General features: G+C 68.6%; 25 protein-coding genes and 1 tRNA gene. 14 read left to right on the forward strand and 12 right to left on the reverse strand.

Going from position 1 to position 25,839, the window contains the following annotated elements:
• Positions 1–69: 69 nt before the first annotated feature.
• Positions 70–1,713: an MFS transporter gene (locus AC11WY_RS05845; RefSeq protein WP_482923483.1), complete on the reverse strand. Its 1,644-nt coding sequence runs from the start codon at positions 1,711–1,713 to the stop codon at positions 70–72.
• Between the two features lie 100 nt (positions 1,714–1,813).
• Here AC11WY_RS05845 and AC11WY_RS05850 point away from each other — a divergent pair, with 100 nt between their 5' ends.
• Both AC11WY_RS05850 and copM read left to right on the forward strand, forming a co-directional pair.
• Entirely contained in the window at positions 1,814–2,923 is a 1,110-nt protein-coding gene (locus AC11WY_RS05850; RefSeq protein WP_482923484.1) for a pyridoxal phosphate-dependent aminotransferase, read from the forward strand.
• An 82-nt stretch (positions 2,924–3,005) separates the two neighbouring features.
• A complete protein-coding gene (gene copM, locus AC11WY_RS05855) occupies positions 3,006–3,368 on the forward strand; it encodes a CopM family metallochaperone (protein ID WP_482923486.1) in 363 nt (120 codons plus the stop codon).
• Between the two features lie 96 nt (positions 3,369–3,464).
• Here the strand turns inward: copM and AC11WY_RS05860 are convergent, their stop codons facing one another.
• Positions 3,465–4,667, reverse strand: coding sequence for a pyridoxal-phosphate-dependent aminotransferase family protein (locus tag AC11WY_RS05860; protein WP_482923487.1), 1,203 nt, complete (start codon positions 4,665–4,667; stop codon positions 3,465–3,467).
• Positions 4,668–4,842: 175 nt separating this feature from the next.
• Between AC11WY_RS05860 and AC11WY_RS05865 the strand changes: the two genes are divergently transcribed.
• Entirely contained in the window at positions 4,843–6,582 is a 1,740-nt protein-coding gene (locus AC11WY_RS05865; protein ID WP_482923489.1) for an ABC transporter ATP-binding protein, read from the forward strand.
• On the opposite strand, the gene AC11WY_RS05870 is transcribed toward AC11WY_RS05865, so the two are convergent.
• Entirely contained in the window at positions 6,579–7,034 is a 456-nt protein-coding gene (locus AC11WY_RS05870) for a glycosyltransferase (protein ID WP_482923491.1), read from the reverse strand. The two genes, AC11WY_RS05865 and AC11WY_RS05870, sit on opposite strands and share 4 nt — an antisense overlap.
• Before the next feature lie 69 nt (positions 7,035–7,103).
• Here AC11WY_RS05870 and ygfZ point away from each other — a divergent pair, with 69 nt between their 5' ends.
• A complete protein-coding gene (ygfZ, locus tag AC11WY_RS05875; protein WP_482923493.1) occupies positions 7,104–7,862 on the forward strand; it encodes a CAF17-like 4Fe-4S cluster assembly/insertion protein YgfZ in 759 nt (252 codons plus the stop codon).
• 161 nt (positions 7,863–8,023) lie between these two features.
• On the opposite strand, the gene AC11WY_RS05880 is transcribed toward ygfZ, so the two are convergent.
• Together AC11WY_RS05880 and efp are read right to left on the reverse strand one after the other, a co-directional pair.
• Positions 8,024–8,497 carry a GNAT family N-acetyltransferase gene (locus AC11WY_RS05880; RefSeq protein ID WP_482923495.1) on the reverse strand — a complete coding sequence of 158 codons (474 nt, stop codon included), beginning with the start codon at positions 8,495–8,497 and terminating at the stop codon, positions 8,024–8,026.
• Positions 8,498–8,576: 79 nt separating this feature from the next.
• On the reverse strand, positions 8,577–9,140 hold the full coding sequence (gene efp, locus AC11WY_RS05885) for an elongation factor P (protein WP_482923496.1): 564 nt from the start codon (positions 9,138–9,140) through the stop codon (positions 8,577–8,579).
• Positions 9,141–9,355: 215 nt separating this feature from the next.
• Here efp and AC11WY_RS05890 point away from each other — a divergent pair, with 215 nt between their 5' ends.
• Both AC11WY_RS05890 and AC11WY_RS05895 read left to right on the forward strand, forming a co-directional pair.
• Entirely contained in the window at positions 9,356–9,682 is a 327-nt protein-coding gene (locus tag AC11WY_RS05890) for a DUF6280 family protein (RefSeq protein WP_482923498.1), read from the forward strand.
• Positions 9,683–9,749: 67 nt separating this feature from the next.
• Complete coding sequence (locus tag AC11WY_RS05895) at positions 9,750–11,204, forward strand: cobyric acid synthase (protein ID WP_482923499.1); 1,455 nt, start codon at positions 9,750–9,752, stop codon at positions 11,202–11,204.
• A 4-nt stretch (positions 11,205–11,208) separates the two neighbouring features.
• Here the strand turns inward: AC11WY_RS05895 and AC11WY_RS05900 are convergent, their stop codons facing one another.
• From AC11WY_RS05900 to AC11WY_RS05910, 3 genes are all read right to left on the reverse strand, one after another.
• Positions 11,209–11,964, reverse strand: coding sequence for a hypothetical protein (locus tag AC11WY_RS05900; RefSeq protein WP_482923501.1), 756 nt, complete (start codon positions 11,962–11,964; stop codon positions 11,209–11,211).
• Positions 11,965–12,033: 69 nt separating this feature from the next.
• Positions 12,034–13,407 (reverse strand): TolC family outer membrane protein, encoded by a 1,374-nt coding sequence (locus AC11WY_RS05905; protein WP_482923502.1) that lies wholly within the window; start codon positions 13,405–13,407, stop codon positions 12,034–12,036.
• Positions 13,408–13,444: 37 nt separating this feature from the next.
• Entirely contained in the window at positions 13,445–14,098 is a 654-nt protein-coding gene (locus tag AC11WY_RS05910; RefSeq protein ID WP_482923504.1) for a protein-L-isoaspartate O-methyltransferase family protein, read from the reverse strand.
• A 129-nt stretch (positions 14,099–14,227) separates the two neighbouring features.
• Here AC11WY_RS05910 and AC11WY_RS05915 point away from each other — a divergent pair.
• From AC11WY_RS05915 to AC11WY_RS05950, 8 genes are all read left to right on the forward strand, one after another.
• Positions 14,228–14,301 (forward strand) — tRNA-Cys (locus AC11WY_RS05915).
• Between the two features lie 295 nt (positions 14,302–14,596).
• Positions 14,597–15,580 (forward strand): SPOR domain-containing protein, encoded by a 984-nt coding sequence (locus AC11WY_RS05920; RefSeq protein WP_482923506.1) that lies wholly within the window; start codon positions 14,597–14,599, stop codon positions 15,578–15,580.
• A gap of 24 nt (positions 15,581–15,604) precedes the next feature.
• Positions 15,605–16,762: a D-alanyl-D-alanine carboxypeptidase family protein gene (locus AC11WY_RS05925; protein ID WP_482923508.1), complete on the forward strand. Its 1,158-nt coding sequence runs from the start codon at positions 15,605–15,607 to the stop codon at positions 16,760–16,762.
• Complete coding sequence (tmk, locus tag AC11WY_RS05930; protein WP_482923510.1) at positions 16,759–17,391, forward strand: dTMP kinase; 633 nt, start codon at positions 16,759–16,761, stop codon at positions 17,389–17,391. The genes AC11WY_RS05925 and tmk overlap by 4 nt, the downstream gene beginning before the upstream one ends.
• Before the next feature lie 7 nt (positions 17,392–17,398).
• Complete coding sequence (locus AC11WY_RS05935) at positions 17,399–18,532, forward strand: DNA polymerase III subunit delta' (RefSeq protein WP_482923512.1); 1,134 nt, start codon at positions 17,399–17,401, stop codon at positions 18,530–18,532.
• Positions 18,529–19,329: a TatD family hydrolase gene (locus AC11WY_RS05940; RefSeq protein ID WP_482923514.1), complete on the forward strand. Its 801-nt coding sequence runs from the start codon at positions 18,529–18,531 to the stop codon at positions 19,327–19,329. Before AC11WY_RS05935 ends, AC11WY_RS05940 begins: the two co-directional genes overlap by 4 nt.
• Positions 19,329–20,126: an MBL fold metallo-hydrolase gene (locus AC11WY_RS05945; protein WP_482923516.1), complete on the forward strand. Its 798-nt coding sequence runs from the start codon at positions 19,329–19,331 to the stop codon at positions 20,124–20,126. Before AC11WY_RS05940 ends, AC11WY_RS05945 begins: the two co-directional genes overlap by 1 nt.
• A 1-nt stretch (position 20,127) precedes the next feature.
• The gene (locus AC11WY_RS05950; protein WP_482923518.1) at positions 20,128–21,057 is read left to right on the forward strand and encodes an AEC family transporter; all 930 of its coding nucleotides are present in this window, start codon (positions 20,128–20,130) and stop codon (positions 21,055–21,057) included.
• A 14-nt stretch (positions 21,058–21,071) separates the two neighbouring features.
• On the opposite strand, the gene AC11WY_RS05955 is transcribed toward AC11WY_RS05950, so the two are convergent.
• The 4 genes from AC11WY_RS05955 to AC11WY_RS05970 all read right to left on the reverse strand — a co-directional run bounded on the left by AC11WY_RS05955 (position 21,072) and on the right by AC11WY_RS05970 (position 25,746).
• Complete coding sequence (locus AC11WY_RS05955; RefSeq protein ID WP_482923520.1) at positions 21,072–22,064, reverse strand: ABC transporter permease; 993 nt, start codon at positions 22,062–22,064, stop codon at positions 21,072–21,074.
• An 83-nt stretch (positions 22,065–22,147) separates the two neighbouring features.
• The gene (locus AC11WY_RS05960) at positions 22,148–23,422 is read right to left on the reverse strand and encodes an ABC transporter permease (RefSeq protein ID WP_482923522.1); all 1,275 of its coding nucleotides are present in this window, start codon (positions 23,420–23,422) and stop codon (positions 22,148–22,150) included.
• A 61-nt stretch (positions 23,423–23,483) separates the two neighbouring features.
• Entirely contained in the window at positions 23,484–24,560 is a 1,077-nt protein-coding gene (locus AC11WY_RS05965) for an ABC transporter substrate-binding protein (protein ID WP_482923524.1), read from the reverse strand.
• Between the two features lie 82 nt (positions 24,561–24,642).
• Positions 24,643–25,746 (reverse strand): ABC transporter ATP-binding protein, encoded by a 1,104-nt coding sequence (locus tag AC11WY_RS05970; RefSeq protein ID WP_482923525.1) that lies wholly within the window; start codon positions 25,744–25,746, stop codon positions 24,643–24,645.
• Positions 25,747–25,839 lie beyond the last annotated feature (93 nt).

The raw sequence follows: 25,839 nt of genomic DNA on the forward strand, positions 1-25,839 counted from the left end.
GCGGGGATCTCCCACCGGTTACGCGCCACTGACCGGAGTTCCCCGCGTTCGCGGGGATGACGCGCGGCCTTACGCCAGATCCGTCATCTTCAGCGGCATGTCGTCCTGCACCGGAACGGTCTGGCGCTCTATCATGCGGTGCACGCGCGGCGGCGCGGCGCCCCGGTGCAGCGCCAGCACGCGCTCCGTCACCTCGGCATCGGCCTTGGTGCGCCGCTCCTGATGGCGCACATAGTCCACCCAGGTCGGCACATGGTAGCTTTCGGTCCACAGTTCCGGACTTTCCAGATCGCGCAGCAGCGCCCATTGTCGCGCGCCGTCGCGGATGCGGATGCGGCGGCGCTGGCGCATCACGGCCAGGAATTCCTCCACGTCGCCCTGCGCGATCTCGTAGTCGATCATCACCAGCAGCGGCCCGCTGCGGTCCTTCAGGTCCAGCCGCAGCGCGGGCTCCTGCCAGCGGCCCAGCGGGTCCAGATCAAGGTTGTTGAACTCCGCCATCCCGAGCCAGCGCCCCGCCACCAGCCCCGCCACCAGCACCCCGCCCGAGGCCGCCAGCGACCAGACCGGCCCCTGCACATCGGCCAGCACGCCCCAGAGCCAACTGCCCAGCGCCATGGCGCCAAAGGTCGCCGTCTGGTAGAACGACAACGCCCGCCCGACCACCCAGCGCGGCGTCGAGAGCTGCACCGTCACGTTGAACAGCGACAGCGACAGCACCCAGCACGCCCCCGCCAGCGCCAGCGCGAGGCAACTGAGCGGGATCGACCGGCTTGCCGCCAACCCCTCGACTCCGAGCGCAAATCCCAGGAACGCAAGGCGCACCAGCGTCTCGTTGCGCAGCCGCGCCGAAAACCGGTTGCTTGCCAGCACCCCGCCAATCGCGCCCAGGCCGAATGCGCCCAGCAGCACCCCGTAAGTCAGCGCCGATCCGTGCAGCACATCCCGCGCCACCACTGGCAACAGCGCCAGCACCGACGAGGCCGCGATGCCGAACAACGCCCCGCGCGCCATCACCTTGATCAGCGCGGGTGACATCAAGACATAGCGCAGCCCCGCCGACAGCGCTGAAGGCAAGGGCTCGCGCGGCAACCGCCGCTCTTTCACCGGCGGTTTCCAGCGCAACAGCGCCCAGACCAGCGCGATGTAGCTGACCGCGTTCACCCCGAAAGCCGCCCCCGCCCCCGCCAGCGCGACGATCGCGCCGCCCAGCGCCGGGCCGATCGAGCGCATCAGGTTGAACCCCATGCTGTTCAACCCCACCGCGCCGCGCACATCCGCCCGCGGCACGATATCACCGACCGAGGCCTGCCAGGCCGGGTTCGACAGCGCGCCGCCGGCCCCGATCAGAAAGGTGAACCCCAGGATCACCCAGGCTGTCACCATCCCGCCATAGGCCATTGCTGCCAGCACCGCCGAGACCACCAGCATGAAGCTCTGCGCCCAGATCATGATCGTTCTGCGGTCGAAGTTGTCCGCCAGCGCCCCGGCCAGAAGCGAGAAGGCCATATAGGGCAAGACGTTGGCCGCCTGCACCAAGGCCACCATTCCGTTCGAGGCGGCAAGCTCGGTCATCAGCCAGCCCGCCCCCACGCCCTGGATCAGGCTGCCGAGGTTCGAGATATTGTTGCCGATCCAGAGATCGCGGAAAGTCCGGTTAGCCAGCGGTGCCAGCACGTGCTGGCGGTTTCCCGGTGTCGTTTCAGGGTTCATCGTCACAAGCCTCCGCCCATTGATATGACGCCGCAGGGCCGGGAACCTCAACCCCCCAAACCGCCTTGCCGGGCCGCGCGAAATCCGCTTGAGTGCCTCCATGACCGGCCCACGCTTCACACCCCTCGCGGACAGCCTGCCCGCCACCGTGCCCTTCGTCGGGCCCGAGACGCAGGAGCGCGCCCGCGGCCGCGCCTTCGTGGCCCGGCTTGGCGCCAACGAAAACGTCTTCGGCCCCTCGCCGCGTGCCATCGCCGCGATGCGGGCGGCTGCCGCCGACAGCTGGATGTATGGCGACCCCGAAAACCACGACCTGCGCGTGGCGCTCGCCGCCCACCACGGCGTCGCGCCCGCCAACGTCATGGTCGGCGAAGGCATCGACGGCTTGCTGGGCTACCTCGTCCGCCTCACGGTCGGCCCCGGCGACCCGGTCGTCACCTCGGACGGCGCCTATCCCACCTTCGCCTTCCACGTCACGGGCTTCGGCGGCACGCTGCACAAGGTGCCCTACCGGGGCGACAGCGAAGACCCCGAGGCCCTGATCGCCCGCGCCACCGCGACCCGCGCAAAGCTCATCTACCTCGCCAATCCCGACAACCCGATGGGCAGCGCCCACCCCGCCGCCACGATCGCGGCGATGGTGGACCGGGTGCCCGACGGCACCCTTCTGATCCTGGACGAGGCCTATGTCGACCTCGCCCCCGACGGCACCGCCCCGGCAATCGACGCCGAAGACCCCCGCGTGATCCGGATGCGAACGTTTTCAAAGGGTTACGGCATGGCAGGCGCCCGCGTCGGCTATGCGATCGGCGCCGCGCCGGTCATCCAGGCCTTCGACAAGATCCGCAACCACTTCGGGATGAGCCGCATCTCGCAGGCCGGCGCCCTCGCCGCCCTCGCCGATCAGCCCTACCTTCTGGACGTGAAGGCCAAAGTCGCCCGCGCCCGCGACCGCATCGCCGCTATCGCCCGCGCCAACGGCCTGACGCCGCTGCCCTCCGCCACCAACTTCGTGGCGATCGACTGCGGGCAGGATGGCGCCTTCGCCCGCCGCACGCTTCAGGCCCTGATCGCGCGCGACATCTTCGTGCGGATGCCCTTCGTCGCCCCGCAGGACCGCTGCATCCGCATCAGTTGCGGCACCGACCCGATGCTCGATGCGCTTGCCGCCGCCCTGCCCGAGGCGCTCGCCGCGGCGCGCGCGGGCTGATCCGCCTCACGCCGATGTGATTTTCCTTCCAGTGGCCGGAAGGCGCCATCCCCGGCGCCGTATCCCGGATCAGGAGCCCCCGATGACCCGCGCCTTCGCCCTTGCCGCCCTGCTTGCCCTCACGGGCACCGCCCATGCCGACACCGATACGGCAATGGGTGGCATGATGATGACCGCCCCCGTCGGCGCCTCCGACGCCACGAAGGGGTTCGTCGATGCGATGAACCGCATGTCGATGGGCATGGCCGTGCCGTTCACCGGCAATCCCGACGTCGATTTCATCGCCGGGATGATGCCGCACCACCAGGGTGCCATCGACGCCGCCCGGATTGAACTGCACTACGGCACCGACCCCGAGGCCCGTGCCTTCGCCCAGAAGGTGATCGACGCGCAAGAGGCCGAGATCGCCTGGATGAAGGACTGGATGGCCAAGCACGGCCACTGACCGCCGCCGTCAACCTCGGCGCGGCGCCCCCTCACTTTCGGTCTGCAAGTATCCCGGGGGAGTCGCCGCGGGCGACGGGGGCAGAGCCCCCGCTCTTCACGCCCCGGCCACCACCCCCGCCGCCGCCGCCAGCGCGCCCGGCCCGTGCGGCACGCCCAGCGCCAGCATCCCGGCCTCCATCACCGCCAGCACGCCCAGCGTCATGTGGGCATTCACATGGCCCATGTGCGCCACCCGCAGAAAACCGTGATAGGCCGGGTCAGACGAGTCCGCCATGCCCAGCCCGATGCCGAGCGTCACCCCCGCCTCGCGTTCGGTCCAGCGGCGCAGGTCGGTGGCGTGGGGCGCCCCCAGCCGCGCGGCGGTAACCGAATGGCCGCGGAACGCCGGATCGGCCACGTTCAGCGCGATCGCCGGGTTGCCCGCGCCCCAGGCGTCGAACGCCGCCCAGACGCTGCGCGCCAGCACCGCGTGGCGGGCCCAGGCCGCGTCCAGCCCCTCCTCGTGCAGCAGCATCGTCAGCGCCTCGGCCAGCCCGTAAAGGTGCTGCGTCGGCGCGGTGCCGCAGAAATACTGCCAGTATTCCTGCGGCGCGGCGCGCGGGGTCCAGTCCCAGTAGGGCGTGCAGAGATCGCCCCCCCTGCAGCGATCCTTCGCCTTGTCCGAGAACCACAGGAACCCCAGCCCCGGCGGCGTCATCAGCCCCTTCTGGCTGGCGGCGACCAGCAGATCGACGCCCCAGGCGTCCATCCGCATCTCGTCGCAACCGAGCGAGGCGACCGCATCCACCGCCAGCAGCGCCGGGTGACCCACCGCATCCAGCACCGCCCGCAGACCCGCGATGTCGGTCTTCACTGAGCTTGCGGTATCGACATGCGTCGCCAGCAGCGCCTTGATCGCGTGGCCGGTGTCCGCCCGCAACGCCGCCTCGACCCGGTCCATGTTCACCGGCGCCGACCTGCCGAAATCCATCAGCTCGACCGCCACGCCCATCCGCCGCGCCGACTCGGCCCAGCCGATGCCGAACCGACCCGTGGCCAGCACCAGTGCCTTGTCGCCGCGTGAAAAGAGGTTGGCGTTCGCCGCCTCCCAGGCGCCGTGCCCGTTGACGATGTAGATCGCCACATGCGCGCCGGTGCCCGCCACCGCCTTCAGGTCAACCGCCACCTTCGCGGTCAGGTCATGCAACTGCCCCTCGTAGATGTTGGGCGAGGGCCGGTGCATCGCGGCCAGCACCCGGTCGGGCACGACCGAGGGGCCGGGAATGGCAAGGTAGGGGCGACCGTTTGCAAGGCTCATCACAGACTCCATCGGGGAACCCGTCGGAGGTAGGCCCGCCGCCGCCCGGCGTCAATCGGGTGCCTTGCTTGCCTGCCCCCGCGTTTCCCGCTAGACCGCGCGGCAATGGAAACCCCAGGGTGGCCCCGCGCATGTCTCCGTTTCCCCTGACCCCGGCCAAAGGCCGCGCCCCGGCGTGACGGCGGCGCAGCTTCTCCGCTGGATGTGGCGCGACTATCTGCGCCCGCATATCCCGATCCTCGCCGTCGCGCTGGTGCTGATGAGCATCGAGGGCGGCACCCAAGGCGCGCTGTCCTACCTGATCCAGCCGATGTTCGACCGCATCACCGTTGGCGGCCATGCCAGCGACGTGGTCTGGGTCGCGCTCGCGGTCAGCGGGGTGTTCCTGCTGCGCGCGCTGTCGGGCTTCGCCCAGCGCGTGCTGATGGCGATGGCGGGCGAGCGCTTCGTGGCCGCGATGCAGACCGACCTCCTGGCGCACCTGATGCGGCTGGACCAGAGCTTTCACCAGACCCAATCGCCCGGCGCGCTGATCGAACGGGTGCGCGGCGACACCGCCACGCTGCGGATGCTGTGGGGCACGGTGCTGTCGGCGGTCGGGCGCGATGTGGTGGCGCTGCTGTCGCTGCTCGGGGTGGCGCTGTCGGTCGACTGGCGCTGGACGCTGATCGCCGTCGCGGGCGCGCCGCTGCTGGTCTGGCCGATCACCCGGCTGCAACAGGTGGTGCGCCGCACCAGCCGCGCGGCGCGCGAAACCGCCTCGCGCATCTCGACCCGTCTGGACGAGATCTTCCACGGCATGGCGACGATCCAGTTGACCGGCACCGAGGCGCGCGAAGGCGGCCGCTTCCGCGCCGAAGTCAATGATTACGTCCACGCCCAGATCCGGGCCGAGGCGGGATCGGCGGGCATTCCGGCGATGATGGACGTGGTGGCCGCCATCGGCTTTGCCGGCGTGCTGACCTATGGCGGGATGCAGATCATCCACGGCGAAAAGACCATGGGCGAGTTCATGAGCTTCTTCACCGCCATCGCGCTGCTGTTCGAGCCGATGCGCCGCCTCGGCTCGGTCTCCGGCGCTTGGCAGGTGGCGCGCGCCAGCCTCGAACGCATCCGGTCGCTGTTCGACGCGGCGCCGCGCATCGTCACCCCCGCCGCGCCGGACCCGCTGCCCACCCGGATGCGGATCGAGATCGACGCCGTCACCTTCGGCTATGGCCGCGAACCCGTGCTGCACGGCCTCAGCTTCACCGCCGAGGCGGGCCAGACCACCGCCCTCGTCGGCCCCTCGGGCGCCGGGAAAAGCACCGTCTTCGGCCTGCTGTCGCGCCTTGCCGACCCGCAGGGGGGCGCCATCCGCATCGGCGGGCGCGACCTGCGGCGGCTGGAACTGGCCGGGCTGCGCGGCCTGTTCTCGGTGGTGTCGCAGGACAGCGCGCTGTTTGACGAGACGATCCGCGACAACATCCTGATGGGCCGCCAAGGCGTGTCCGAGGCGCGGCTGGCCGAGGTGCTGGAGGCCGCCCATATCCGCGAATTCGTCGCCGGTCTGCCGCAGGGCCTCGACACGCCGGCGGGCCCGCGCGGCTCGGGCCTGTCGGGCGGCCAGCGGCAGCGGGTGGCGATCGCGCGGGCGCTGCTGCGCGACGCGCCGATCCTGTTGCTGGACGAGGCAACCTCGGCGCTGGACGCGCAATCCGAAACCTATGTGCAGGAGGCGCTCGGAAAGCTTCAGAAGGGCCGCACCACGCTGGTGATCGCGCACCGTCTGGCCACCGTGCGCGATGCCGACAAGATCGTGGTGCTCGATCACGGCCGCGTCGTCGATCAGGGCACGCATGAGGATCTGATCGCCCGCAGCGGGGTCTATGCAGACCTTTACCGGTTGCAGTTCCGCACCGAGGCCGCCCCCTAGCGACCCGCCCGCCTGAGCGCGGTTGCCGGTGCCGCAAGGTAAACCCCCTGCGGCACCAGCAGCCACGGCCGCCCCGGCCAATACCGGCGCCAACCGGCCAGCGGCCGCGCCGCAATCGTTCCCGCCTGCCCCGCGCGCCGTTCCAGATGCCGCAGCACCTCGCCGGTCCAGCCCGGCACCGGCAGGCTCGCCGCCGAAGGAAACAGCAGCCACTCGCCCGACGCCGCCGCCGCACCCTGCGCCAGCGCGGCGCCACGGTTGCGCGGCCCGGCCAGCACTTCGGCGCCCGCCTCGGCCGCGATCCTGGGCGTCGCATCGGACGATCCGCCATCGACCAGGATCAGCTCGCGCAGCAGCCCCTCGGCCAGCGCCTCGCCCAGCACGGCCAACTGCCGCGGCAGCACCCGTTCGGCGTTCCAGACCGCCATCACGACCGAGATCGGCGCGCGCATCTTCCCCGCTCCCTGTTGCGGCCTCTGCCCCATGCTATATGTCTTGGGACCGACCTAGGGGAGAGCGAAATGACAGGCGAACGCGCCGACGACCGCCGGGTTTACCGCATCACCGGGGCGGACCGCGAGACCTTCCTGCAGGGCCTCGTCACGAACGACACCCGCCGCCTGGCCGAGGGGCCGGTCTACGCCGCGCTGCTGACCGCGCAGGGCAAGTATCTGGCTGATTTCCTGCTGATCGCGCAGGGCGACGCCGTTCTGCTCGACGTGAAGGACACCCTCGCCGAGGGGCTGGTGCGCCGCCTGACGATGTACCGCCTGCGCGCCGACGTGCAGATCGCCCCCGCCGCGCTGCACGTTCAACGCGGGCTGGGCCCGGCGCCCGCAGGCGCGGTGGCCGACCCGCGCCACCCGTCGCTTGGCTGGCGGCTTTACAGCGACACCCCCGGCGCCGATCCGGTCATCGACTGGGACGCGATCCGGGTGGAGCACCTGATCCCGGAAACCGGGGCCGAGCTGATCCCCGACGACAGCTATATCCTCGAAGCCGGGTTCGAGCGCCTGCACGGCGTCGACTTCCGCAAGGGCTGCTACGTCGGGCAAGAGGTCACGGCGCGGATGAAGCACAAGACCGAGTTGCGCAAGGGCCTTGCCCGCGTCGCGGTGGACGGCGAGGCGGCGCTCGGCACACCGATCCTGTCGGACGGCAAGGAGGCGGGCACGCTTTTCACTCGCGCGGGAAACCGGGCACTGGCCTGGCTGCGCTTCGATCGGGCGGAAGGCGCGATGACGGCGGGCGGCGCGCGGGTGGTCTGGCTGCGCGCCTGAAAGTGGGGGGCGCTGCCCCCCGTCGCCTGCGGCGCCTCCCCCCGGGATGCTTGCGAACGGAAGACTGGCAGGCGCGCCTTTCTTCCGTTCTCAAGTATCGCGGGGTCCGGGGCAGAGCCCCGGAGGCTTGCCGCGGTATCACGCTGTCGGGACAAGCGGCCTCAGATCAGGGGGGCATCGGCGAGAATGATCGCGGGGCGCAGCCCGGCCTTGGCCATCAGCGCGGCCGAGGCGTCGTTCCAGGCCCAGTAGCTGGTCGCCCAGACCGTCGAGCCCTCGGCCAGGAAGCGCGCCCGGACGGCCTGCACCAGCGCCAGCCCCACGCCGCGCCGCCGCGCCGCTTCGGCCACCGCGACGTGATGCAGGAAGCCGCGGGTGCGGGCGTGATGCAGGGCATGGGCCTCGATCCGCTGCACCTCACACAGCGCGTAACCGATCACCGCCCCGTCCGCCTCGGCCAGCAGCGCGAACCAGCCGGGCCGGGCGAGCGTCTCGGCGAAATGGGCGGTGACTGCGGCGGCGTTTGCCTCGGCCGGGAAGATGTCGGGGCGGCGGGCTGCGTGCAGGCGTTGCATCCCGGCGTTCAGCGGCACCAGCAGCGCTGCCTCGGAAGGATCAATCCGTCGGATCAGCATGTCAGGTCTCTCCCGGTCGGCTCCGGAGAGAAAGGAAACCGGCCCGCCCCCGGACAGGAAGGCGCGCCACCGCCCGCGATCAGGCGCGTTCGGAATATTCCATCAGTTCGGTGTGCACGATGATATCCTCGTCGGGCCCGATGAAGGGCGGAATCATGATCCGCACGCCATTGTCGAGGATCGCAGGCTTGAAGCTGTTCGCCGCGGTCTGACCCTTCTGCACCGGCTCGGTCTCGATCACCTTGCAGGTGACCTTCTGCGGCAATTTCAGCGACAGCGCCTCGTCGCCATAATACTGGATCGTCGCGATCATGCCGTCCTGCAGGAACGGGCGGCGGTCGCCAAGCAGATCGGCCGACAATTCGATCTGTTCGTAGGTCTCGTTGTCCATGAACACCAGCATGCCGTCGGTTTCATAGAGGAATTGCTGTTCCTTCATCTCCAGTTCGACCGCCTCGACCTTGTCTTCCGAGCGGAACCGTTCGTTCAGCTTGCGCCCGTCGCGCAGGTTCTTCAGTTCCACCTGCGCGAAGGCGCCGCCCTTGCCGGGCTTGACGTGGTTCACCTTGACCGCGCCCCACAGGCCGCCGTCGTGGTCCAGCACGAAACCCGGCTTGATCTCGTTGCCGTTGATCTTGGGCATGTCGGAAAACCTTGCCAGAGGATTGATCGGAATTGGGGGGCACCTATATCTCGGGGGCATTGCGCTGGCAAGGCGACAAGATACGGTAGGCATCAGCCCGAGCCATGATCAGGGCGCATAGCAGGCATTCCGGAACAGGGATACCGAATCGTTTCGAAAACGCCATATTCCCCGAACGCCGGAAAACGCAAGAGCAAGAAAAAAAGGACTGCAACATGGTCGATTTCGTTGACGGCACGGCATTCAACCACGAACAGGGCCAGCGTTCGCGCAAGCTGTTTGCGGCCGTCGTGCTCGCCGCACTGGACGATGCGATTGCCGATGACAAGAAATACGGCAACGGGCCGGAGCAGATCGCCCGCTGGGCGCGGTCGCGCGACGGGCGTGAAGTCTTGTCCTGTGCCGGGATCGACCCGAATGAGCGCGTCGTGAAGGGGCTGATGGAGTTCGTGTCGAAGGGTGTGCGCACCTCGGTCGCGCTGTCGCGCGAGGAAAGCGAACGTCGCCACGCGATGGATATGGACCAGGCCGAAGCCGCCTGAGGTCCGCAAGGGCCACACCGCTCGACGCGCCCGCTCTGGGCGCGTTTTGCATTTCCGGGGGCTGGCGATGACGCGCGCGATCATGATCCAGGGCACCGGGTCCGACGTCGGCAAGTCGATGATCGTCGCCGGGCTGGCGCGCGCCTTCAGCAAGGCCGGGCTTTCCGTGCGCCCGTTCAAGCCGCAGAACATGTCGAACAACGCCGCCGTCACCGCCGATGGCGGCGAGATCGGGCGGGCGCAGGCGCTGCAGGCGCGCGCGGCCGGCGTCGCGCCGAGCGTGCACATGAACCCGGTGCTGCTGAAACCCGAAAGCGATACCGGCGCACAGGTCATCGTGCAGGGCCGCCGGGCGGGCAGCCTCAAGGCGTCGGACTGGATGGGCAAACGGCCCGACCTGCTGCCAGTGGTGCTGGACAGCTTCGCCCGGGTCGCGGCGGGCGCCGATCTGGTGATCGTCGAGGGCGCGGGCAGCCCGGCCGAGGTGAACCTGAGGGCCGGCGACATCGCCAACATGGGCTTTGCCCGTGCGGCCGGGGTGCCGGTGGTGCTGCTGGGCGACATCGACCGCGGCGGGGTGATCGCGCAACTGGTCGGCACCCATGCGGTGCTGGCGCCGGGCGACCTCGCGATGATCCGCGGCTTTGCCGTCAACAAGTTCCGCGGCGACCCGCGTCTGTTCGACGCCGGGATGGACTTGGTCGCGCGCCGCACCGGCTGGGCCGCGCTGGGACTGATCCCCTGGTTCCGCGACGCCTGGAAGCTGCCCGCCGAGGATGCGGTGGACCATGCCCGCCGCCAGTCCGGCGCGGTGAAGATCGCCGTGCCGCTGTTGTCGCGCATCGCCAACTTCGACGACCTCGACCCGCTGCGGCTGGAGCCCGGCGTGACGGTGGAGATTGTGCCGCCCGGCCGCCCCCTGCCCGGCGATGCGGCGCTGGTGCTGATCCCCGGCACCAAGGCGACGCTGGCGGACCTTGCGTTCTTCCGCGCGCAGGGGTGGGATCTGGACCTGATCGGCCATCGCCGCCGGGGCGGGCATGTGCTGGGCCTCTGCGGTGGCTACCAGATGCTGGGCCGGACGGTCGCCGACCCGGACGGCATCGAAGGCGCACCGCGGACCGCACCGGGGCTGGGGTTGCTGGACGTCACCACGGTGATGACGGCGGAAAAGCGGCTGGCCGAGCGGCAGGGCCAGGAGGCCGAAACCGGGGCCGCGCTGCGGGGCTACGAGATTCACATCGGCCGCACCGAGGGGCCGGACCGCGCGCGCGGCTGGATCGTGCTGGACGACGGGCCCGAGGGTGCCGCCTCGGCCGATGGCCGGGTGCGCGGCAGCTACCTGCACGGGATTTTCGCGGCGGATGGTTTTCGGCGCGACTATCTGCGGCGCATCGGCGCCAGCGCCGGGGGCCCGGACTACGAGGCAGAGGTGGACCGCACGCTTGACGCGCTGGCCGACCACCTGACGCAGCACCTCGACCTTGGCGCGCTGCTGGCACTGGCGGCCCCGGTGGCGTGAGGCGTTACTCGAACGCCTTGGTGGCCATCGCGCGGTTGATCTCGGCCCGCACCAGTTTGCGCACGTTGCGGGTGATCCGCTCGCCCAGCGTGCCCTGAAGCTCTTGCCGGATGATCTCGCGGATCATGTCGCGCAGCACTTCCTCGTCCAGCAGGTCGTCGCCGCCGTCCTCGTCGAACAGCGCATCCTCCACCTCGGCGGCTTGTGGCGGCGGCGCGGTCTCGGGTGGCTCGTCCTGCCATTCCAGCGGCTCGGGGCCTTCGGTCGCGGCCATCGCGGCGTTGGGTTCCGGCGTGGTCTCCGGTTGCCAGTCCTGCGGGTCGGAGGCCGCCGCTGCGGCTTCCGGCAGCGCGTCGTCCGTCGGCGCGGGCTCGGCCGCGTGGTCGGCATTCATCTCGGTCTCGGGTTCCCCCGCATCAACATGCGGCGGCGTCAAGGTCGACGGCGCCTCGCTGCCATCAGGCTCCCACTCGTCGGCGCGTTGGGCCACGGCGGCCTCCAGCACGGCGATGCGGGCCCCCAGACGGCTGTCGCCGCCGGTCCAGCCGTCATCCGCATCCTCCTCGACCTCGTCGGCCGCGGGGGCGGCAACCGGATCGATGATGCGGAAATCGGGGGTGAGAACCAGCTTGTCGGCCAGCACGGGTTGCGCCCGGCCCGAGGGTTCCTGCCGCGGCGGCATCCGTGTCTCTTCCGAGACCAACCTGCGGATCGAGGACAGAACATCCTCGATCTCTCGTGACGTCATGCGGTCCGACATCGGCATTATCCTTGCTGCTCACCGCGGAGTGTAGCGCCGATACGGCGTCCACACAACAATCAGTGGCGCCTACTTCGTGCCAAGACCCTGCATGATCCGGTCAAGCGCCGCACCCTGCGGGCTCAGCGAGGCCGGGGCCTTGCTGACCACGTTGTAATACCCGGTCGGGTCGTAGGTCGGCACGCCAAGCTTCAGGTGGTCTGCGGTCAGAAGACCCATCGACGCCAGCAGCGAATAGACGGCCAGGTATTGGCCGGTCTGCGCCGTCACCAAGGCCACCTTGGCGTTCAGCAGCACCTGTTCGGCGGTCAGCACGTCCAGCGTGGTGCGCGAGCCCAGCTTGGCCTCTTCCCGCACGCCGTCGAACGCGACCTGCGCCGCCCGGACCTGTTCCTGGTTCGCCGAGATGCTCGCCCGCGCCACGGCAAGCTGGGCCCAGGCGTTGCCCACGCCCTGCGCCACCGTCAGCGCGGTCTGCATCAGCGCGGCCTTCGCGCCGGCATCATTGGCCGCCGCCTGCCGATAGATCGAGGACAGCTGCCCGCCGTAATAGATCGGCTGGGTCATCGTCAACGTCACGCTTTCGCCGATGTTGCTGTGGCTGTCCATCCCGGTCTTGACCGCGGCCGCCACCAGCGGGCTGGTCGATGCAGCGGCGCCTCTGACGGCAAAATCGGCGGCGGATACCTGATGCTGCGCCTGCAAGACGGACGGGTGGATACGGGCGGCAACGGTCTGTGCCTCGGCCAGCGACGTCGCCGTGGCGGGTTCGTGCGGCGGCGCCGACAGGCTTCCGGGATAGGATCCGACCGCCGCCTTGTAGGATTCACGCGCCACCGCCAGGCTGCCCTGCGCCGCGACCATCGCCGCTTGCGCCGCCGCCAGCGCGGCTTGCGCCTGGGCCACATCGGTCCTGGTGACCTCGCCCACGTCGAACTTGTCCTGCGTGGCCTTCAGTTCCTGTTGCAGCACGTTCACGTTGTTCTGTTGCAACGACACCGTCTGCACGTTCTGCAGCACACCCACATAGGCACTGACGGCCGCCAGCAGAACCTGTTGCTCGACCCCGACCAGCGCCTGCCGCGTGGCCAGCACCGTCTCTTTCGCGGCCCCGATCGTATCCCGCTCACGTCCGCCGTTGAAAAGCGTCAGCGAGGCCTGCAACGCGAGGGTGCCGTAGAGGTTGCTGTTGTAGGTCGATTGCGTCGCCGGATTCTGCCAAAGGCCCTGAGCGACGAACGCCACCACGGGCCGCAGCGCCGCGACGGCCTGCGCCACACCCTCGTCGGCCGCGCGCAGAACCGCCTGGTTCTGTTCCAGCAGGTGCGAGTTGCGGTAGGCCATCACCAGCGCATCGGTCAAGCTTTCCGCCCTTGCGGTAGGCGCCACCACGGCTGTTGCAACCATGATGGCGAACATCTGCCGGAAGCTCGAACCTGCCATCTGTGTTCTCCTGCTGTTTTTTCTTTTGATTACACGCCTAAAGGACGAATTCGCGGCGCGCCGCATACCCGGCAAGCACCGGCGCGCTGGCATTGAAGGCAAAGCGCCAGGTCACCACACCGTCGATCTTGTGGCCGATCCGGCAGGTGCCCAGCGCACCCTCCATGAACAGCGCGCCGACCCGGCCGCCTTCCGTCAGTTGCGCGGCCACCGCCTCGGGAAGCCGCTCGATGGCGCCCTGCACCGTGATCACGTCGAACGGACCATCGGCCGCGGCGCCCTCGGCCAGCGGCGCGACCCGCACCACCGCGGTCGTCACGCCTTCTGCGGCCAGCGTGCGACGCGCGGCGACGGCAAGGGCCTCATCCGCCTCGACCGCGACCACCGAGCCCGCCAGACGCGCGATCACCGCGGCCGAATAGCCCATGCCGCAGCCGATATCGAGCACCCGCTCCTCGGGCTGGATATCGAGCGCGTCCAGCATCTTGGCCAGCGTCCGCGCCTCCAGCACCACGCGGCCCGCGCCGATCGCGAGATTCTCGCCGACATAGGCCGCCTCGCGGCTTGCCTCCGGCAGATAGATCTCGCGCGGGACCGCCAGCATGGCCTCGATGATCGGATACTTGGTCACATCGGAAGGGCGAACCTGGGTATCGACCATCATGGTGCGGCGCTGCGCGAAGTCGGTCATGTCTGAACTCGTCGGTCTAGTTTCGCTGAGCATCGTCTTGCCATAGAACCGCGCCCTCGGCAACATCGCCCGAGCGCGCGGAACGACTTGCGTGGCATATTGTCTTGGTATAGGTCGGGCACCGGCCGAGGCGAGTTGGCGGAGAGGTTACGCAGCGGATTGCAAATCCGTGAAGACCGGTTCGATTCCGGTACTCGCCTCCAGCCTTTCCCCGTTTCTGAAGTTGCGCGGTGCGGTCGCCGGGGCTCGAATGTGGCTCTGGCCGCAGTTCGCCATCGATACACGCCCGGATCACCGCCGGATGCCCCCGGTTTAGGCGGCGAAAACCCGCAGGGGCGGTGCGGCGGCCTTTTCTTGCTGGGCATCACCGGCTAGGATGACACGCGAGCGTACCGGGACCGGAAGCCCGGGCGCACCGATCGTGCAGGACGCAATGGGCAAGGGCCGGATCACGGCCAGACAAGCGCGGCGACGAGTTCGCGCGTCAAGGGGGCAAGGATGATGAAGGCGGGGATCGGGAAACTGGGCCTGGTGCTGGGAACGGCTTTGGCTCTGTCGGGCTGTCAGGAGGGCACACAGCCTTTTGCCTTTCTGAAAGGCAAACCGGCCGACGCGGCAGGCACGGCCACGCCGACGCCTCCGGTGCAATCAAGTTCCGTCAAGCTGGTCGATCGCGACGTCGAGGCCCCGGAGGTGTTCCAGACCACCGACAAGGGGCTCTGGGACGGGCGGCCCTCGCTGGGTGGCGTCTGGGTCGCGGGGCCCGACGTGAAGGAGCCCGAGCGGGTGATCATCCGCAACCCGTCCAACGGCAAGTTCGTCATCGGCGCGCTGTTCCGGCGCGAGCGGCTGAACCCCGGGCCGAAGCTGCAACTGTCGTCGGACGCGGCCGAGGCGCTTGGCCTTCTGGCGGGCCAGCCGGCCAACATCGCCGTCACCGCGCTGCGCCGTCAGGAAACCCCGGCGCCCGCGCCGGACGCCAGCAAACCCGCGCTCGATACCAACGAGGCGATCCAGTCCAAGCCGATCGCCGACGTCGCGGCCACCGCCAGCGCCGCCATCGACAAGGCTGCGGGCCCCGCACCCAAGGCCACCGGCAAGACCGTCGCGCCGCCGATGCGCCCGGCGCCAGGCGCAGGCGCCGCCCCGGCGGCCACGACGACGGCCACGACCGCAGCAGCAACCACCGCAGCGGCGGCCGTCTCGACGAGTGTCGCGGCGAAACCGGCTGTCCCCGCTGCCTCGGCGGCCAACGACAAGGCCTATCTGCAGATCGGCATCTTCTCGGTCGAGGACAACGCCAACCGTGCCGCCAAGGCGTTGAAGGCCAAGGGCCTCGTGTCTTCGGTGGTGAAAGAGGAAAGCCAGGGCAAAACCTTCTGGCGCGTGCTGATCGGCCCGACCGATGCCGCGGCCAGAGCGGCCACTCTCGCGAAAGTGAAGGACCTTGGCTTCGCCGATGCCTATCTCGTGTCGAAATGACCCCTGACCGGATGGCCTGATCGCATGACCCTTCGCCTGCTCTCCCCCTTCGTCGCGCTTGCCGCGCTGCTGCTGGCCCTTCCCGCAGCGGCATTCGATACGGCGGCCACGGCGGCCTACGTCGTTGACGTCAACACCGGCACCGTCCTGCTGAACAAGGACGGCGACACCCCGATGCCGCCCGCGTCGATGTCGAAGCTGATGACGATCGACCTTCTGTTCCAGGCGCTGGCGGCCGGGCGGGTGCAGCTTGATACGCGCCTCACGGTTTCGACCAAGGCCAAGAACATGGGCGGCTCGACCATGTTCCTGAACGAACGCGACCGCCCGACGGCGGAACAACTGATCCAGGGCATCATCGTGCTGTCGGGCAACGACGCCTGCGTGACGGTCGCCGAGGGCCTCGCCGGGTCCGAGGAAGCCTTTGCCGCGCAGATGAACGTGGAGGCGCAGAAGCTCGGGCTGACGAACTCGCATTTCGCCAATGCCTCGGGCTGGCCCGACCCCGGCCAGTTGATGAGCATGCACGACCTCGCGACGCTGGCCGTCCACATCATCAAGACCTACCCGCAGTACTACCATTACTTCTCGGAACAGACCTTCGCCTATGATGGCCGTGCCCCGGCGAACGAGGAAAACCGCGACCCGCTGCTGGGCCGGGTGCCCGGCGCCGACGGGATGAAGACCGGGCATACCGAGGCATCCGGCTACGGCCTCGTCGGCACGGCGCTGCAGGACGGGCGGCGGGTTCTTGTCGTGCTCAACGGCATGACCTCGATGGCCCAGCGCGGGACCGAGGGGGAAAAGCTGCTGAACTGGGCCTTCCGCCAGTTCGCCGAGAAGACTGTGGCCGCGAAAGGCACCGTGGTGGCCACGGCCCCGGTGTGGATGGGTCAGGCCGACAGCGTGGGCCTGGTGCCCGCCGAGGATGCCAAGGTGCTGCTGCCGGTCACCACCGGCGCATCGCTGGATGCCAAGGTGATTTATACCGGGCCGGTGAAGGCACCGATCAAGGCCGGCCAGACGCTGGCCGATCTGGTGATCGTCGAGACCGGCATGGAGGATCGCCACATTCCGCTGGTCGCGGCGAAGGACGTGCCGCAAGCCGGCTTCCTGCGCCGGATCGAGACCGCGATCGCCGTCCTGTCGCGCAAGTTCGGCGGGGCGGCGGCGCCTCGGTGAGCGGGGCCGCGCGGGGCGCGTTCATCAGCTTCGAGGGGATCGACGGCTCCGGCAAATCGACCCAGGCGCGATTGCTGGCGGAAACGCTGCGCAGGCAGGGCCGCGACGTCGTGCTGACGCGCGAGCCCGGCGGATCGCCGGGGGCCGAGGACATCCGGCGGCTGGTGCTGGAGGGCGACCCCGACCGCTGGTCCGCCGAGACCGAGATCCTGCTGTTCACCGCCGCAAGGCGCGACCATCTGGAAAAGACCATCCGCCCGGCGCTGGCGGCGGGCCGGATCGTCATCACCGACCGCTTCGCCGACTCGACGCGGCTGTATCAGGGCATCACGCGGGGCGACCTGCGCGGCGTGGTGGACCGCCTGCACGCCCTGATGATCGGGGTCGAGCCTGATCTGACCTTCATCATCGACATGGACCCCGGCGTGGGCCTTGCGCGCGCGCTGGCCCGCAAGGGGACCGAGGAACGGTTCGAGGCGTTCGGCGAGGACTTGCAGGCGCGGATGCGGGCCGGGTTCCTTGCCCTCGCCGCCGAGTTTCCGGCGCGATCGGTTGTCATCGACGGCGACCGTCCGGTGGAAACCGTCGCCGCCGAGATCGCCGCGATCGCGCAGAGTCGGCTGGGATGAACCTGGGATGAGCGACGACACCCTTGAACCGGATCGCGTCGAAGGCGCGCCGCACCCGCGCGACACGCGCGTCCTGCGCGGGCAAGCGGCGGCGGAGGCGGCGTTTCTTGATGCCGTCCGCAGCGGCCGGATGCACCACGGCTGGCTGCTGACCGGGCCGCGCGGCGTCGGCAAGGCCACCCTCGCCTGGCGCATCGCCCGCTTTCTGCTGGCCGAGGCGCCCGCCGACGCGGGTTTTTTCGGGGCCCCGCCGCCGCCCGAAACGCTCGATGTCCCGCCCGACCATCCCATTGCCCGGCGAGTTGCCGCGCAGTCGGAAGGGCGGCTGAAGCTGATCCGCCGCACGGCCGACGAAAAGACCGGCCGGTTGCGCAGCGTCATCACGGTGGATGACGTGCGCGGGCTGAAGAGCTTCTTCCACCTGAGCGCCGCCGATGGCGGGCGTCGCGTGGTGATCGTCGATCCGGTCGACGAGATGAACGCCAACGCGGCCAACGCGCTGCTGAAGGAACTGGAAGAGCCGCCGAAAGACGCCGTTCTGCTGCTTGTCAGCCACCAGCCGTGGCGGCTTCTGCCCACCATCCGCTCGCGTTGCCGCGAGTTGCGGCTGTCACCGCTGGGGCCGCAGGACATGGCCGAGGCGCTGGCCGAGGCCGGGGCCGAGGATACCAATGCGGCGGCGTTGTCCGAACTCGCCGCGGGGTCGGTGGGCGAGGCGATCCGGCTGGCAAACCTTGACGGCGTGGCCAGCTACGCCGCGCTGGTGGCGCTGTTCGCCGGCATCCCGCGGATGGACCGGCCGAAGGCGCTGGCGCTGGTCGACAGCGCGGGCGGGCGCGGGGCCGAGGCGCGGTTCGACCTGATGCTGACCCTGATCGAGACCTTCCTGGCCCGCGCCGCCCGCACGGGTTCCCTTGGCGCCCCGCCGCCCGAGGCCGTGCCCGGCGAGGCCGCGCTGCTGGTGCGCCTTGCGCCCGACCCGGCGGCAGGCCGCAGCTTTGCTGACCTTCAGCAGACGCTGGGTTCGCGGGCGCGACGTGGCAAGGCGGTCAACCTTGACCCTGCCACGCTTCTGCTCGATATGGTCCTGAAGATAGACGAAACGGCGGGAACGCTTGGCCCGCGCGCCGAGGTCAGATGACACCCGAACTCGTGGACAGCCACTGCCACCTCGACTTCCCGGATTTCGACGGGGAACGCGACGCCGTCGTGGCGCGCGCCATCGCCGCGGGGGTGACGCGGATGGTGACGGTCTGCACCCGGCTGGACACCGCCGCCCGCGTGCAGGCGATCGCCGAGGCGCATCCGGCGGTGTTCTGGGCCGCCGGGGTCCACCCGATGCGCGCGGCGGAAGAACCGCTGACCACGGTGGAAGCCCTGGTCGCCCTTGCCCGTCACCCGAAATTCGTCGGCCTTGGCGAGACTGGGCTGGACTATCACTACACCGCCGACAGCAAGGCGGTGCAGCAGGAAAGCCTGCGCATCCACATCGCGGCAGCGCGCGAAACCGGCCTGCCGCTGATCATCCACGCCCGCGACGCCGACGACGACATGGCCCGCATCCTGACCGAGGAACACCGGGCGGGCGCCTATTCCTGCGTGATGCACTGCTTTTCCTCCTCGGCCGCGTTGGCCGAGGCGGCGCTTGGCCTGGGATTCTCCCTGTCGATGTCCGGCATCGCCGCCTTCCCGAAATCCGCCGACCTGCGCGCGATCTTCGCCGCCGCGCCGCTGGACCGGATTCTGGTGGAAACCGACAGCCCCTATCTGGCCCCCCCGCCCCATCGCGGACGCCGCAACGAACCGGCCTATACCGCGCTGACCGCCCGCGTCGGCGCCGAACTGTTCGGGATCAGCTACACGGACTTCGCCCGGGCGACCTCGGCCAACTTCGACCGGTTGTTCGCCAAGGCCGCCGCCTGGAGGCAGACCCCCTGATGGACCGGCTGACCTTCACCATCCTTGGCTGCGGATCATCGGGCGGGGTGCCCCGGCTTGGCGGGCACTGGGGTGCCTGCGATCCGCTGAACCCCAAGAACCGCCGCCGCCGCTGCTCGATGCTGATCACGCGGCAGGGCAACCACGGCAGCACCCGCGTGTTGATCGACACCACGCCCGACATGCGCGACCAACTGCTCGACGCGGGGGTGGGCGAACTGGATGCGGTGGTCTACACCCATTCCCATGCCGACCACGTCCACGGCATCGACGACCTGCGCCAGATCGTGTTCAACACCCGCCGCCGCCTGCCGGTCTGGGCCGACGGCCCGACGCAAGAGGCGCTGCTGAGCCGCTTCGGTTACGCTTTCGTGCAGCCCGAAGGCTCGCATTATCCGCCGATCCTCGACATGCACACGATCCACGGGCCGCTGACCATTCCCGGCGCCGGGGGGGCGGTGACGCTGACGCCGTTCCGGGTCAGCCACGGCTCGATCGACGCGCTGGGGTTCCGCATCGTCGATCTGGCCTACCTGCCCGACGTGATCGAGATCTACCCCGAGGCCTGGGCCGCGCTGGAGGGGCTCGACTGCTGGGTGCTGGACGCGCTGCGCCGCACACCGCACCCGACCCACGCCCATCTGGCGCTGGCGCTGGAATGGATCGCGCTGGCGCAGCCGCGTCGCGCGGTGCTGACCAACATGCACCTCGACCTCGACTATGCCGCGCTGGAGGCCGAGACGCCTGCCCACATCACGCCTGCCTATGATGGCATGACCATTACCTACGAGCTGTGACGTGGGGGCCCTCGTCGAGGTCATCCTGCCGATCTTCCTCGTGCTGGGCTTCGGCTATGTCGCGGTGTGGAAGGGCTACCTGAGCGATGCCAACATCGACGGGCTGATGAAGTTCTCGCAGGGGTTCGCGTTGCCCTGCCTGCTGTATCGCGCGATCTCGACGCTTGACCTGGCGCAGGACTTCGACCCCCGGCTGCTCCTGAGCTTCTACACCGGAGCCCTGGCCGGCTTTGGCGTCGCCCTCCTCGGCGCGCGCTATGTCTTTGGCCGCGCCTGGGAAGACAGTGTGGCGATCGGCTTTTGCGGGCTGTTCTCGAATACGCTCCTGCTTGGCCTGCCGATCACCGAGCGTGCCTATGGCAGCGGCGCGCTGGCCGGGAACTATGCCATCATCGCGATCCACTCGCCGTTCGGCTATGCCGTCGGCATCACCGCGATGGAACTGGTGCGCCATCGGGGCCGCGGCCTGCGCACGACCGCGCTCAGCGTGTTGCGCGCGGTCTTCAGCAATTCGCTGGTGATCGGCATCATGCTCGGCTTCATGGTGAACCTCGGCCACCTGCCGGTGCCGAAGGTGCTGACCGACGCGCTCGACCTGATGGTGCGGGCGGCGCTGCCCGCGGCGCTCTTCGGCCTTGGCGGCGTGCTCTACCGTTACCGGCCAGAGGGCGACTTCCGCATCATCGCGATGGTCTGCGCGGTGTCGCTGATCCTGCATCCGGCGATCACCTGGGGCATGGGCAGCGCGTTGCATTTGCCACCGGCCGCCTTTCGCTCGGCCGTCATCACCGCCGCGATGGCGCCGGGGGTCAACGCCTACCTCTTTGCCGACATGTATGGGGTTGCACGAAGGATCGCGGCCTCCTCGGTGCTGCTGGCAACGGTCGGCACGATCTTTACCGCCTGGCTCTGGCTCGCCGCGCTGGGCTAGCCGCGCACCAGCCGCTACTGCGGCGTCAGCCCCCGCAGGCGTTCCGACCGGCGGCGCAAAAGCTCCAGCATCGTCAGCATCGCAACCGAGAGCACCACGAGGATGGTCGCCACGGCAAGGATCGCCGGGCTGATCTGCTCGCGGATGCCGTTCCACATCTGGCGCGGGATCGTCTGCTGATCGGGCGAGCCGATGAAGAGCACGGCCACCACCTCGTCGAACGAGGTCACGAAGGCGAAAAGCGCGCCCGAGACCACGCCCGGCAGGATCAGCGGCATGATGACCTTGAAGAAGGTCGTCGTCGGTGTCGCGCCAAGGCTCGCCGCCGCGCGGATCAGCGAGCGGTCAAAGCCGACCAGCGTGGCCGTGACAGTGATGATCACGAACGGGATGCCCAGGGTGGCATGGGCCAGGATCACGCCGAAATAGGTGCCCGCCAGCCGCCAGCCGTATTGGTCCTGGGTCGAGAAATAGCCGAAGTGCAGCCCGAACGGGTGGAACGTCAGGTAGGGGAAGGGAAAGCCGGGGCTGGAGTAGAAGAAGAACAGCCCCGTTGCCGTGATGATGATCGGCACGATCATCGGCGAGATCAGGATCGCCATGATCGCGCGGCGATAGGGCATTTCCGGCCGCGACAGACCCAGCGCGGCCATCGTGCCCAGCGCCGCGGCAACGATGGTGGCGAAGAACCCGATGATCACCGAGTTCTTCGCGGCATTCACCCATTTCGCGTTCTGCCACAGGTCCGCCCACCAGGCGCTGTCGCGCACATGGTCGGGAAACTGCATCCCGAAGGTCAGCAGCGTGTCATACCAGCGCAAGGAGTAGCCGCTGGCCTTGAAGGCCATCATGTCGGGCGTGAAGGTGAAATAGGGCTGCGCATTGAAGCTCAGCGGGATCACGATCAGGATTGGCGCGATCAGGAACAGCAGCACCAGCGCGCAGATCACGCGGAACGTGTAGTACCAGACCCGCTCCAGCGGCGAGGCGTAGATCGGAACGGCCATCAGAGCGGTCTCCCTGTGCGGGTGCCGGGTGCGCGGCGCAATGCCCGGACATCAGCGATGCGGTGGCGGCGCGGCATCATCGCCTAGCCCAGCTTGAGGTTGTCGATGCCGACGAGGCGATCGTAAACCCAGTAGAGGATCAGGATCGCCGCCAGCAGCAGCCCGGCAATCGCGCAGCCCATCGACCAGTTGTTGCCCGCCCCGGTGATGAAATAGGCGACCTGGTTCGAAATCAGCTGCCCCGAGGCGCCGCCGACCAGCGCCGGGGTGATGTAGTAGCCAACCGCGAGGATGAACACCAACAGCGAGCCCGCGCCGATGCCCGGCAGCGTCTGCGGAAAGTAGATGCGGCGGAACGCGGTCCAGGAGGTCGCGCCAAGGCTGCGCGCGGCGCGCACATAGGACGGCGGGATCGGGCGCATCACGGAATACATCGGCAGGATCATGAACGGCAGCAGGATATGCGTCATCGCGATGATCGTGCCGGTCTGGTTGTAGATCATTTGCAACCGTCCATTCGCATCGACCAGCCGCAGCGCGACAAGGATGTCGTTCACCACGCCTTCCCGCTGCAGCAACGCGATCCAGCTTGTCGTGCGCACCAGCAGCGAGGTCCAGAACGGCAGCAGCACGAAGATCATCAGAAGGTTGGAGGTGCGCAATGGCAGCACTGACAGCAGATGCGCGACCGGAAAGCCGATCACGAAACAGATCAGGGTGATCAGCCCCGACACCATGAAGGTGCGCTCGAACAGCATCAGGTAGATCGCCCGATCGCCGCTGACCGGAACGATGGCGCCCGTCGCGTCATGCGTGCGATCGACCGCCGCCAGATAGAAATCGGTGGTGTAGGACGACGAGACCTGCCGCATCGCGGCCCACAGGGCCGGATCGCCCCAGGCCGGGTCCGCCGCGATCAGCGCATCCTTGAAGGGCGGTTGCATCGCCTTGGCCTTGCGCCCGGTCGAGGTGAACAGCGACCGGGTGCCCGGCATCTGATAATTCACCCGTGTTCCGACCTGCGCGATGGAGCGGTCGGCATAACCGTTCGTGATATCCTCGGCCAGCGCAGCAAAGGCGGCCTCGTCCGGCGGGGTGCCGGGCGGGTTGGCGGCGAACCAGGCCACGGTATGGGGCATGTTGTCATGGAAATCGGGGTTGTAGATCGACTCGTGCAGCAGTTCGCCGATCGGCATCACGAAGGTCACGACGACGAACGCCAGCAGCGGCAGCACTAGCAGGAAGGCCCGCCGCTTGGCCCGCGATTGCGCCCGCCGCAGCGCCGCCTTCAGCGGGCGCCCGTCGGCTGTCGTCAGCGGAGCCGTCGTCAGCGCGGCCGTCGCGGAAATGTCGCTCATCCTCAGACCTCCGTCAGAGAAGGGCCGACGCGGGGGCTCCCCCGCGCCGGCCGCATCAGGATCAGTTCGCGGCGAGCCACGAGTTGAAGCGCTGCTCCAACTCGGTGCCGTGGTCAGCCCAGAACGACGAGTCGGCAACGACCGAGTTCGTCATGTTGGCCGGGTTCGTCGGCATGTTCGGGGCCATGTCGGTCTTGCCGTCCATGTACTTGCCGACCAGCGAGGCCGAAGAGAGGCGCGCCGGACCGTAGGCGATCCACTTGGCCTGGTCGGCCAGCGCCTGGGTCGAGGTCGCGAACTTCACGTACTCAAGCGCTTCCTTCTCGTGCGGGGCGCCCTTCGGGATGACGAAGAGGTCGAACTCCATCACCTGACCGTCCCACATGATCTTGAACGGCTTGTTCTCGGCCACGGCGGCGTTGAAGATCCGGCCGTTGTAGGCCGTGGTCATCGCCACTTCGCCATCCGCCAGCAACTGCGGCGGCTGGGCACCGGCATCCCACCACACGACGTCCTTCTTGATCGTGTCGAGTTCCTTGAACGCCTTGTCGACCCCATCCGGCGTCGCCAGCACCTTGTAGACATCGGCGGCGGCCACACCCGTCGCCATCAGCGCGATTTCCAGGTTGATCTTGGCGCCCTTGCGCATCCCGCGCTTGCCGGGGAACCCCTTGGTGTCGAAGAAATCGGCGATCTTGGTTGGCGGCTTGTCGCCGAACTTGGTCGTGTCAAAGCCGACCGCCGTCGAGAACACGATCGAGGCGACCGAGCAATCTCCCAGCGCGCCGGGCAGGAAGTCCTTGGCGGCGGCGGTGCCGTCGGGTGCGGCGGGCAGCGAGGCCGGGTCGATCGGGATGATCAGGCCTTCGTCGCACAGCCGGATCGCGTCCGACATCTCGACGTCGGCCACATCCATCGTCACGTTCTTGGCTTCGACCTGCGCCTTGATCGGCGTTGCCGGGTTGTCGGCGTCAACCATGTTCACGTCGATGCCGGTCTTCGCGGTGAACGGCTTGTCATAGGCCTCGACCTGGCTCTTGGCATAGGCGCCGCCCCAGGACACCACGGTGATCGAGTCGGCATTCGCCATCATGGCGACCGCCGACAGGGCGGTGGTGAGGAACATCAGTTTCTTCATTGTTGTCTCCCGTGTTGGACTGGTGAATGGATTGTCGGCCGCAGTCCGCGGCATGCCGTGGCGGGCCGCCCACGGCCGCGGGTCACAACGGATCGAGCGCGCGCGCGTCCTGCGGGGCCCAGCCGATCCTGACGATCTCGCCGGGTTGCAGGCGCCGCTGCCCGCTCGTGTTGCGGTTCTTGATGACGAAATCCTCGCTGCCGGCCACCTTCAGCCGGGTCCGGAACATGTCGCCCATGTAGATGAATTCCAGCACCTCGGCCTCGATCGTGTGCGCGCCTGCGGGCAGCCGGTCGGGGTTGTATTCGATGCGCTCGGGCCGGATCGAGACCAGGGTCTGCTGACCCTTCCTGCTGACGTTGACCGGCGTCGCGTCGATCAACTCGCCGGTCTGCAACCGCACCGTCACACGGCCGCCCGCGATCTCTTCGACAGTGCCGGGCAGCTTGTTGTTCTCGCCGATGAACTGGGCGACAAAACTGTTCTGCGGCTTCTCGTAAAGCTCGTTCGGCGCGGCAAGCTGCTGGATGATGCCGTCGTTGAACACCGCGATGCGGTCGCTCATCGTCAGCGCCTCGCCCTGGTCGTGGGTGACGTAAACGACGGTGATCCCGAGCGATTCATGCAGGTGCTTGATCTCGAACTGCATGTGTTCGCGCAACTGCTTGTCGAGCGCGCCAAGCGGTTCGTCCATCAGCACCAGCGACGGGTCGAACACCAGCGCGCGGGCCAGCGCGATGCGCTGCTGCTGGCCGCCCGAAAGCTGTGCCGGGCGGCGGTTGATGAAGACCCCCATCTGCACCATGTCCAGCGCGCGCTTGATCTTGGCCTCGCGGTCGGACTTGCCCATGCCGCGCACTTCCAGCGGAAACCCGAGGTTTTCGCCCACCGTCATGTGCGGAAACAGCGCGTAGTTCTGGAACACCATGCCGATGCCGCGCTTGTGCGGCGGCACCGAGTTGATCGGGCGGCCGTCCAGCCGGATCTCGCCATGCGTCGCGGTCTCGAACCCCGCCAGCATCATCAGACAGGTCGTCTTGCCCGATCCCGACGGCCCCAGCATGGTCAGGAACTCGCCCTTGGCGATGGACAGGTTGAGGTCTTTGACCACGAGGGTTTCCCCGTCGTAGCTTTTCTGCACATGATCGAATTCGACGAAGCCGTCGATCTTGGACGGTGCTTGCACCGCAGTCTCCCTGTCATTCTTCGGCAGTCTGGCTGCACGTTGATTGGTTCCGAATAAAACGAAACCCACCCCGCATTGCAACCGCGTTGTGGA

It is taken from the genome of Solirhodobacter sp. (genome assembly GCF_964715405.1).

Excerpts from the sequence above, each read along its gene's own strand:
- AC11WY_RS05900 (WP_482923501.1), bottom strand. The coding sequence starts at position 11,964 with ATGTCGGACCGCATGACGTCACGAGAGATCGAGGATGTTCTGTCCTCG.
- AC11WY_RS05955 (WP_482923520.1), bottom strand. The coding sequence starts at position 22,064 with ATGGCCGTTCCGATCTACGCCTCGCCGCTGGAGCGGGTCTGGTACTAC.
- AC11WY_RS05910 (WP_482923504.1), bottom strand. The coding sequence starts at position 14,098 with ATGACCGACTTCGCGCAGCGCCGCACCATGATGGTCGATACCCAGGTT.
- AC11WY_RS05960 (WP_482923522.1), bottom strand. The coding sequence starts at position 23,422 with ATGAGCGACATTTCCGCGACGGCCGCGCTGACGACGGCTCCGCTGACG.
- efp (WP_482923496.1), bottom strand. The coding sequence starts at position 9,140 with ATGCCCAAGATCAACGGCAACGAGATCAAGCCGGGTTTCGTGCTGGAC.
- copM (WP_482923486.1), top strand. The coding sequence starts at position 3,006 with ATGACCCGCGCCTTCGCCCTTGCCGCCCTGCTTGCCCTCACGGGCACC.
- AC11WY_RS05940 (WP_482923514.1), top strand. The coding sequence starts at position 18,529 with ATGACACCCGAACTCGTGGACAGCCACTGCCACCTCGACTTCCCGGAT.
- AC11WY_RS05945 (WP_482923516.1), top strand. The coding sequence starts at position 19,329 with ATGGACCGGCTGACCTTCACCATCCTTGGCTGCGGATCATCGGGCGGG.
- AC11WY_RS05920 (WP_482923506.1), top strand. The coding sequence starts at position 14,597 with ATGATGAAGGCGGGGATCGGGAAACTGGGCCTGGTGCTGGGAACGGCT.
- AC11WY_RS05905 (WP_482923502.1), bottom strand. The coding sequence starts at position 13,407 with ATGGCAGGTTCGAGCTTCCGGCAGATGTTCGCCATCATGGTTGCAACA.
- AC11WY_RS05870 (WP_482923491.1), bottom strand. The coding sequence starts at position 7,034 with ATGCGCGCGCCGATCTCGGTCGTGATGGCGGTCTGGAACGCCGAACGG.
- AC11WY_RS05890 (WP_482923498.1), top strand. The coding sequence starts at position 9,356 with ATGGTCGATTTCGTTGACGGCACGGCATTCAACCACGAACAGGGCCAG.
- AC11WY_RS05850 (WP_482923484.1), top strand. The coding sequence starts at position 1,814 with ATGACCGGCCCACGCTTCACACCCCTCGCGGACAGCCTGCCCGCCACC.
- ygfZ (WP_482923493.1), top strand. The coding sequence starts at position 7,104 with ATGACAGGCGAACGCGCCGACGACCGCCGGGTTTACCGCATCACCGGG.
- AC11WY_RS05880 (WP_482923495.1), bottom strand. The coding sequence starts at position 8,497 with ATGCTGATCCGACGGATTGATCCTTCCGAGGCAGCGCTGCTGGTGCCG.
- AC11WY_RS05925 (WP_482923508.1), top strand. The coding sequence starts at position 15,605 with ATGACCCTTCGCCTGCTCTCCCCCTTCGTCGCGCTTGCCGCGCTGCTG.
- AC11WY_RS05935 (WP_482923512.1), top strand. The coding sequence starts at position 17,399 with ATGAGCGACGACACCCTTGAACCGGATCGCGTCGAAGGCGCGCCGCAC.
- AC11WY_RS05845 (WP_482923483.1), bottom strand. The coding sequence starts at position 1,713 with ATGAACCCTGAAACGACACCGGGAAACCGCCAGCACGTGCTGGCACCG.
- AC11WY_RS05895 (WP_482923499.1), top strand. The coding sequence starts at position 9,750 with ATGACGCGCGCGATCATGATCCAGGGCACCGGGTCCGACGTCGGCAAG.
- AC11WY_RS05860 (WP_482923487.1), bottom strand. The coding sequence starts at position 4,667 with ATGAGCCTTGCAAACGGTCGCCCCTACCTTGCCATTCCCGGCCCCTCG.
- AC11WY_RS05965 (WP_482923524.1), bottom strand. The coding sequence starts at position 24,560 with ATGAAGAAACTGATGTTCCTCACCACCGCCCTGTCGGCGGTCGCCATG.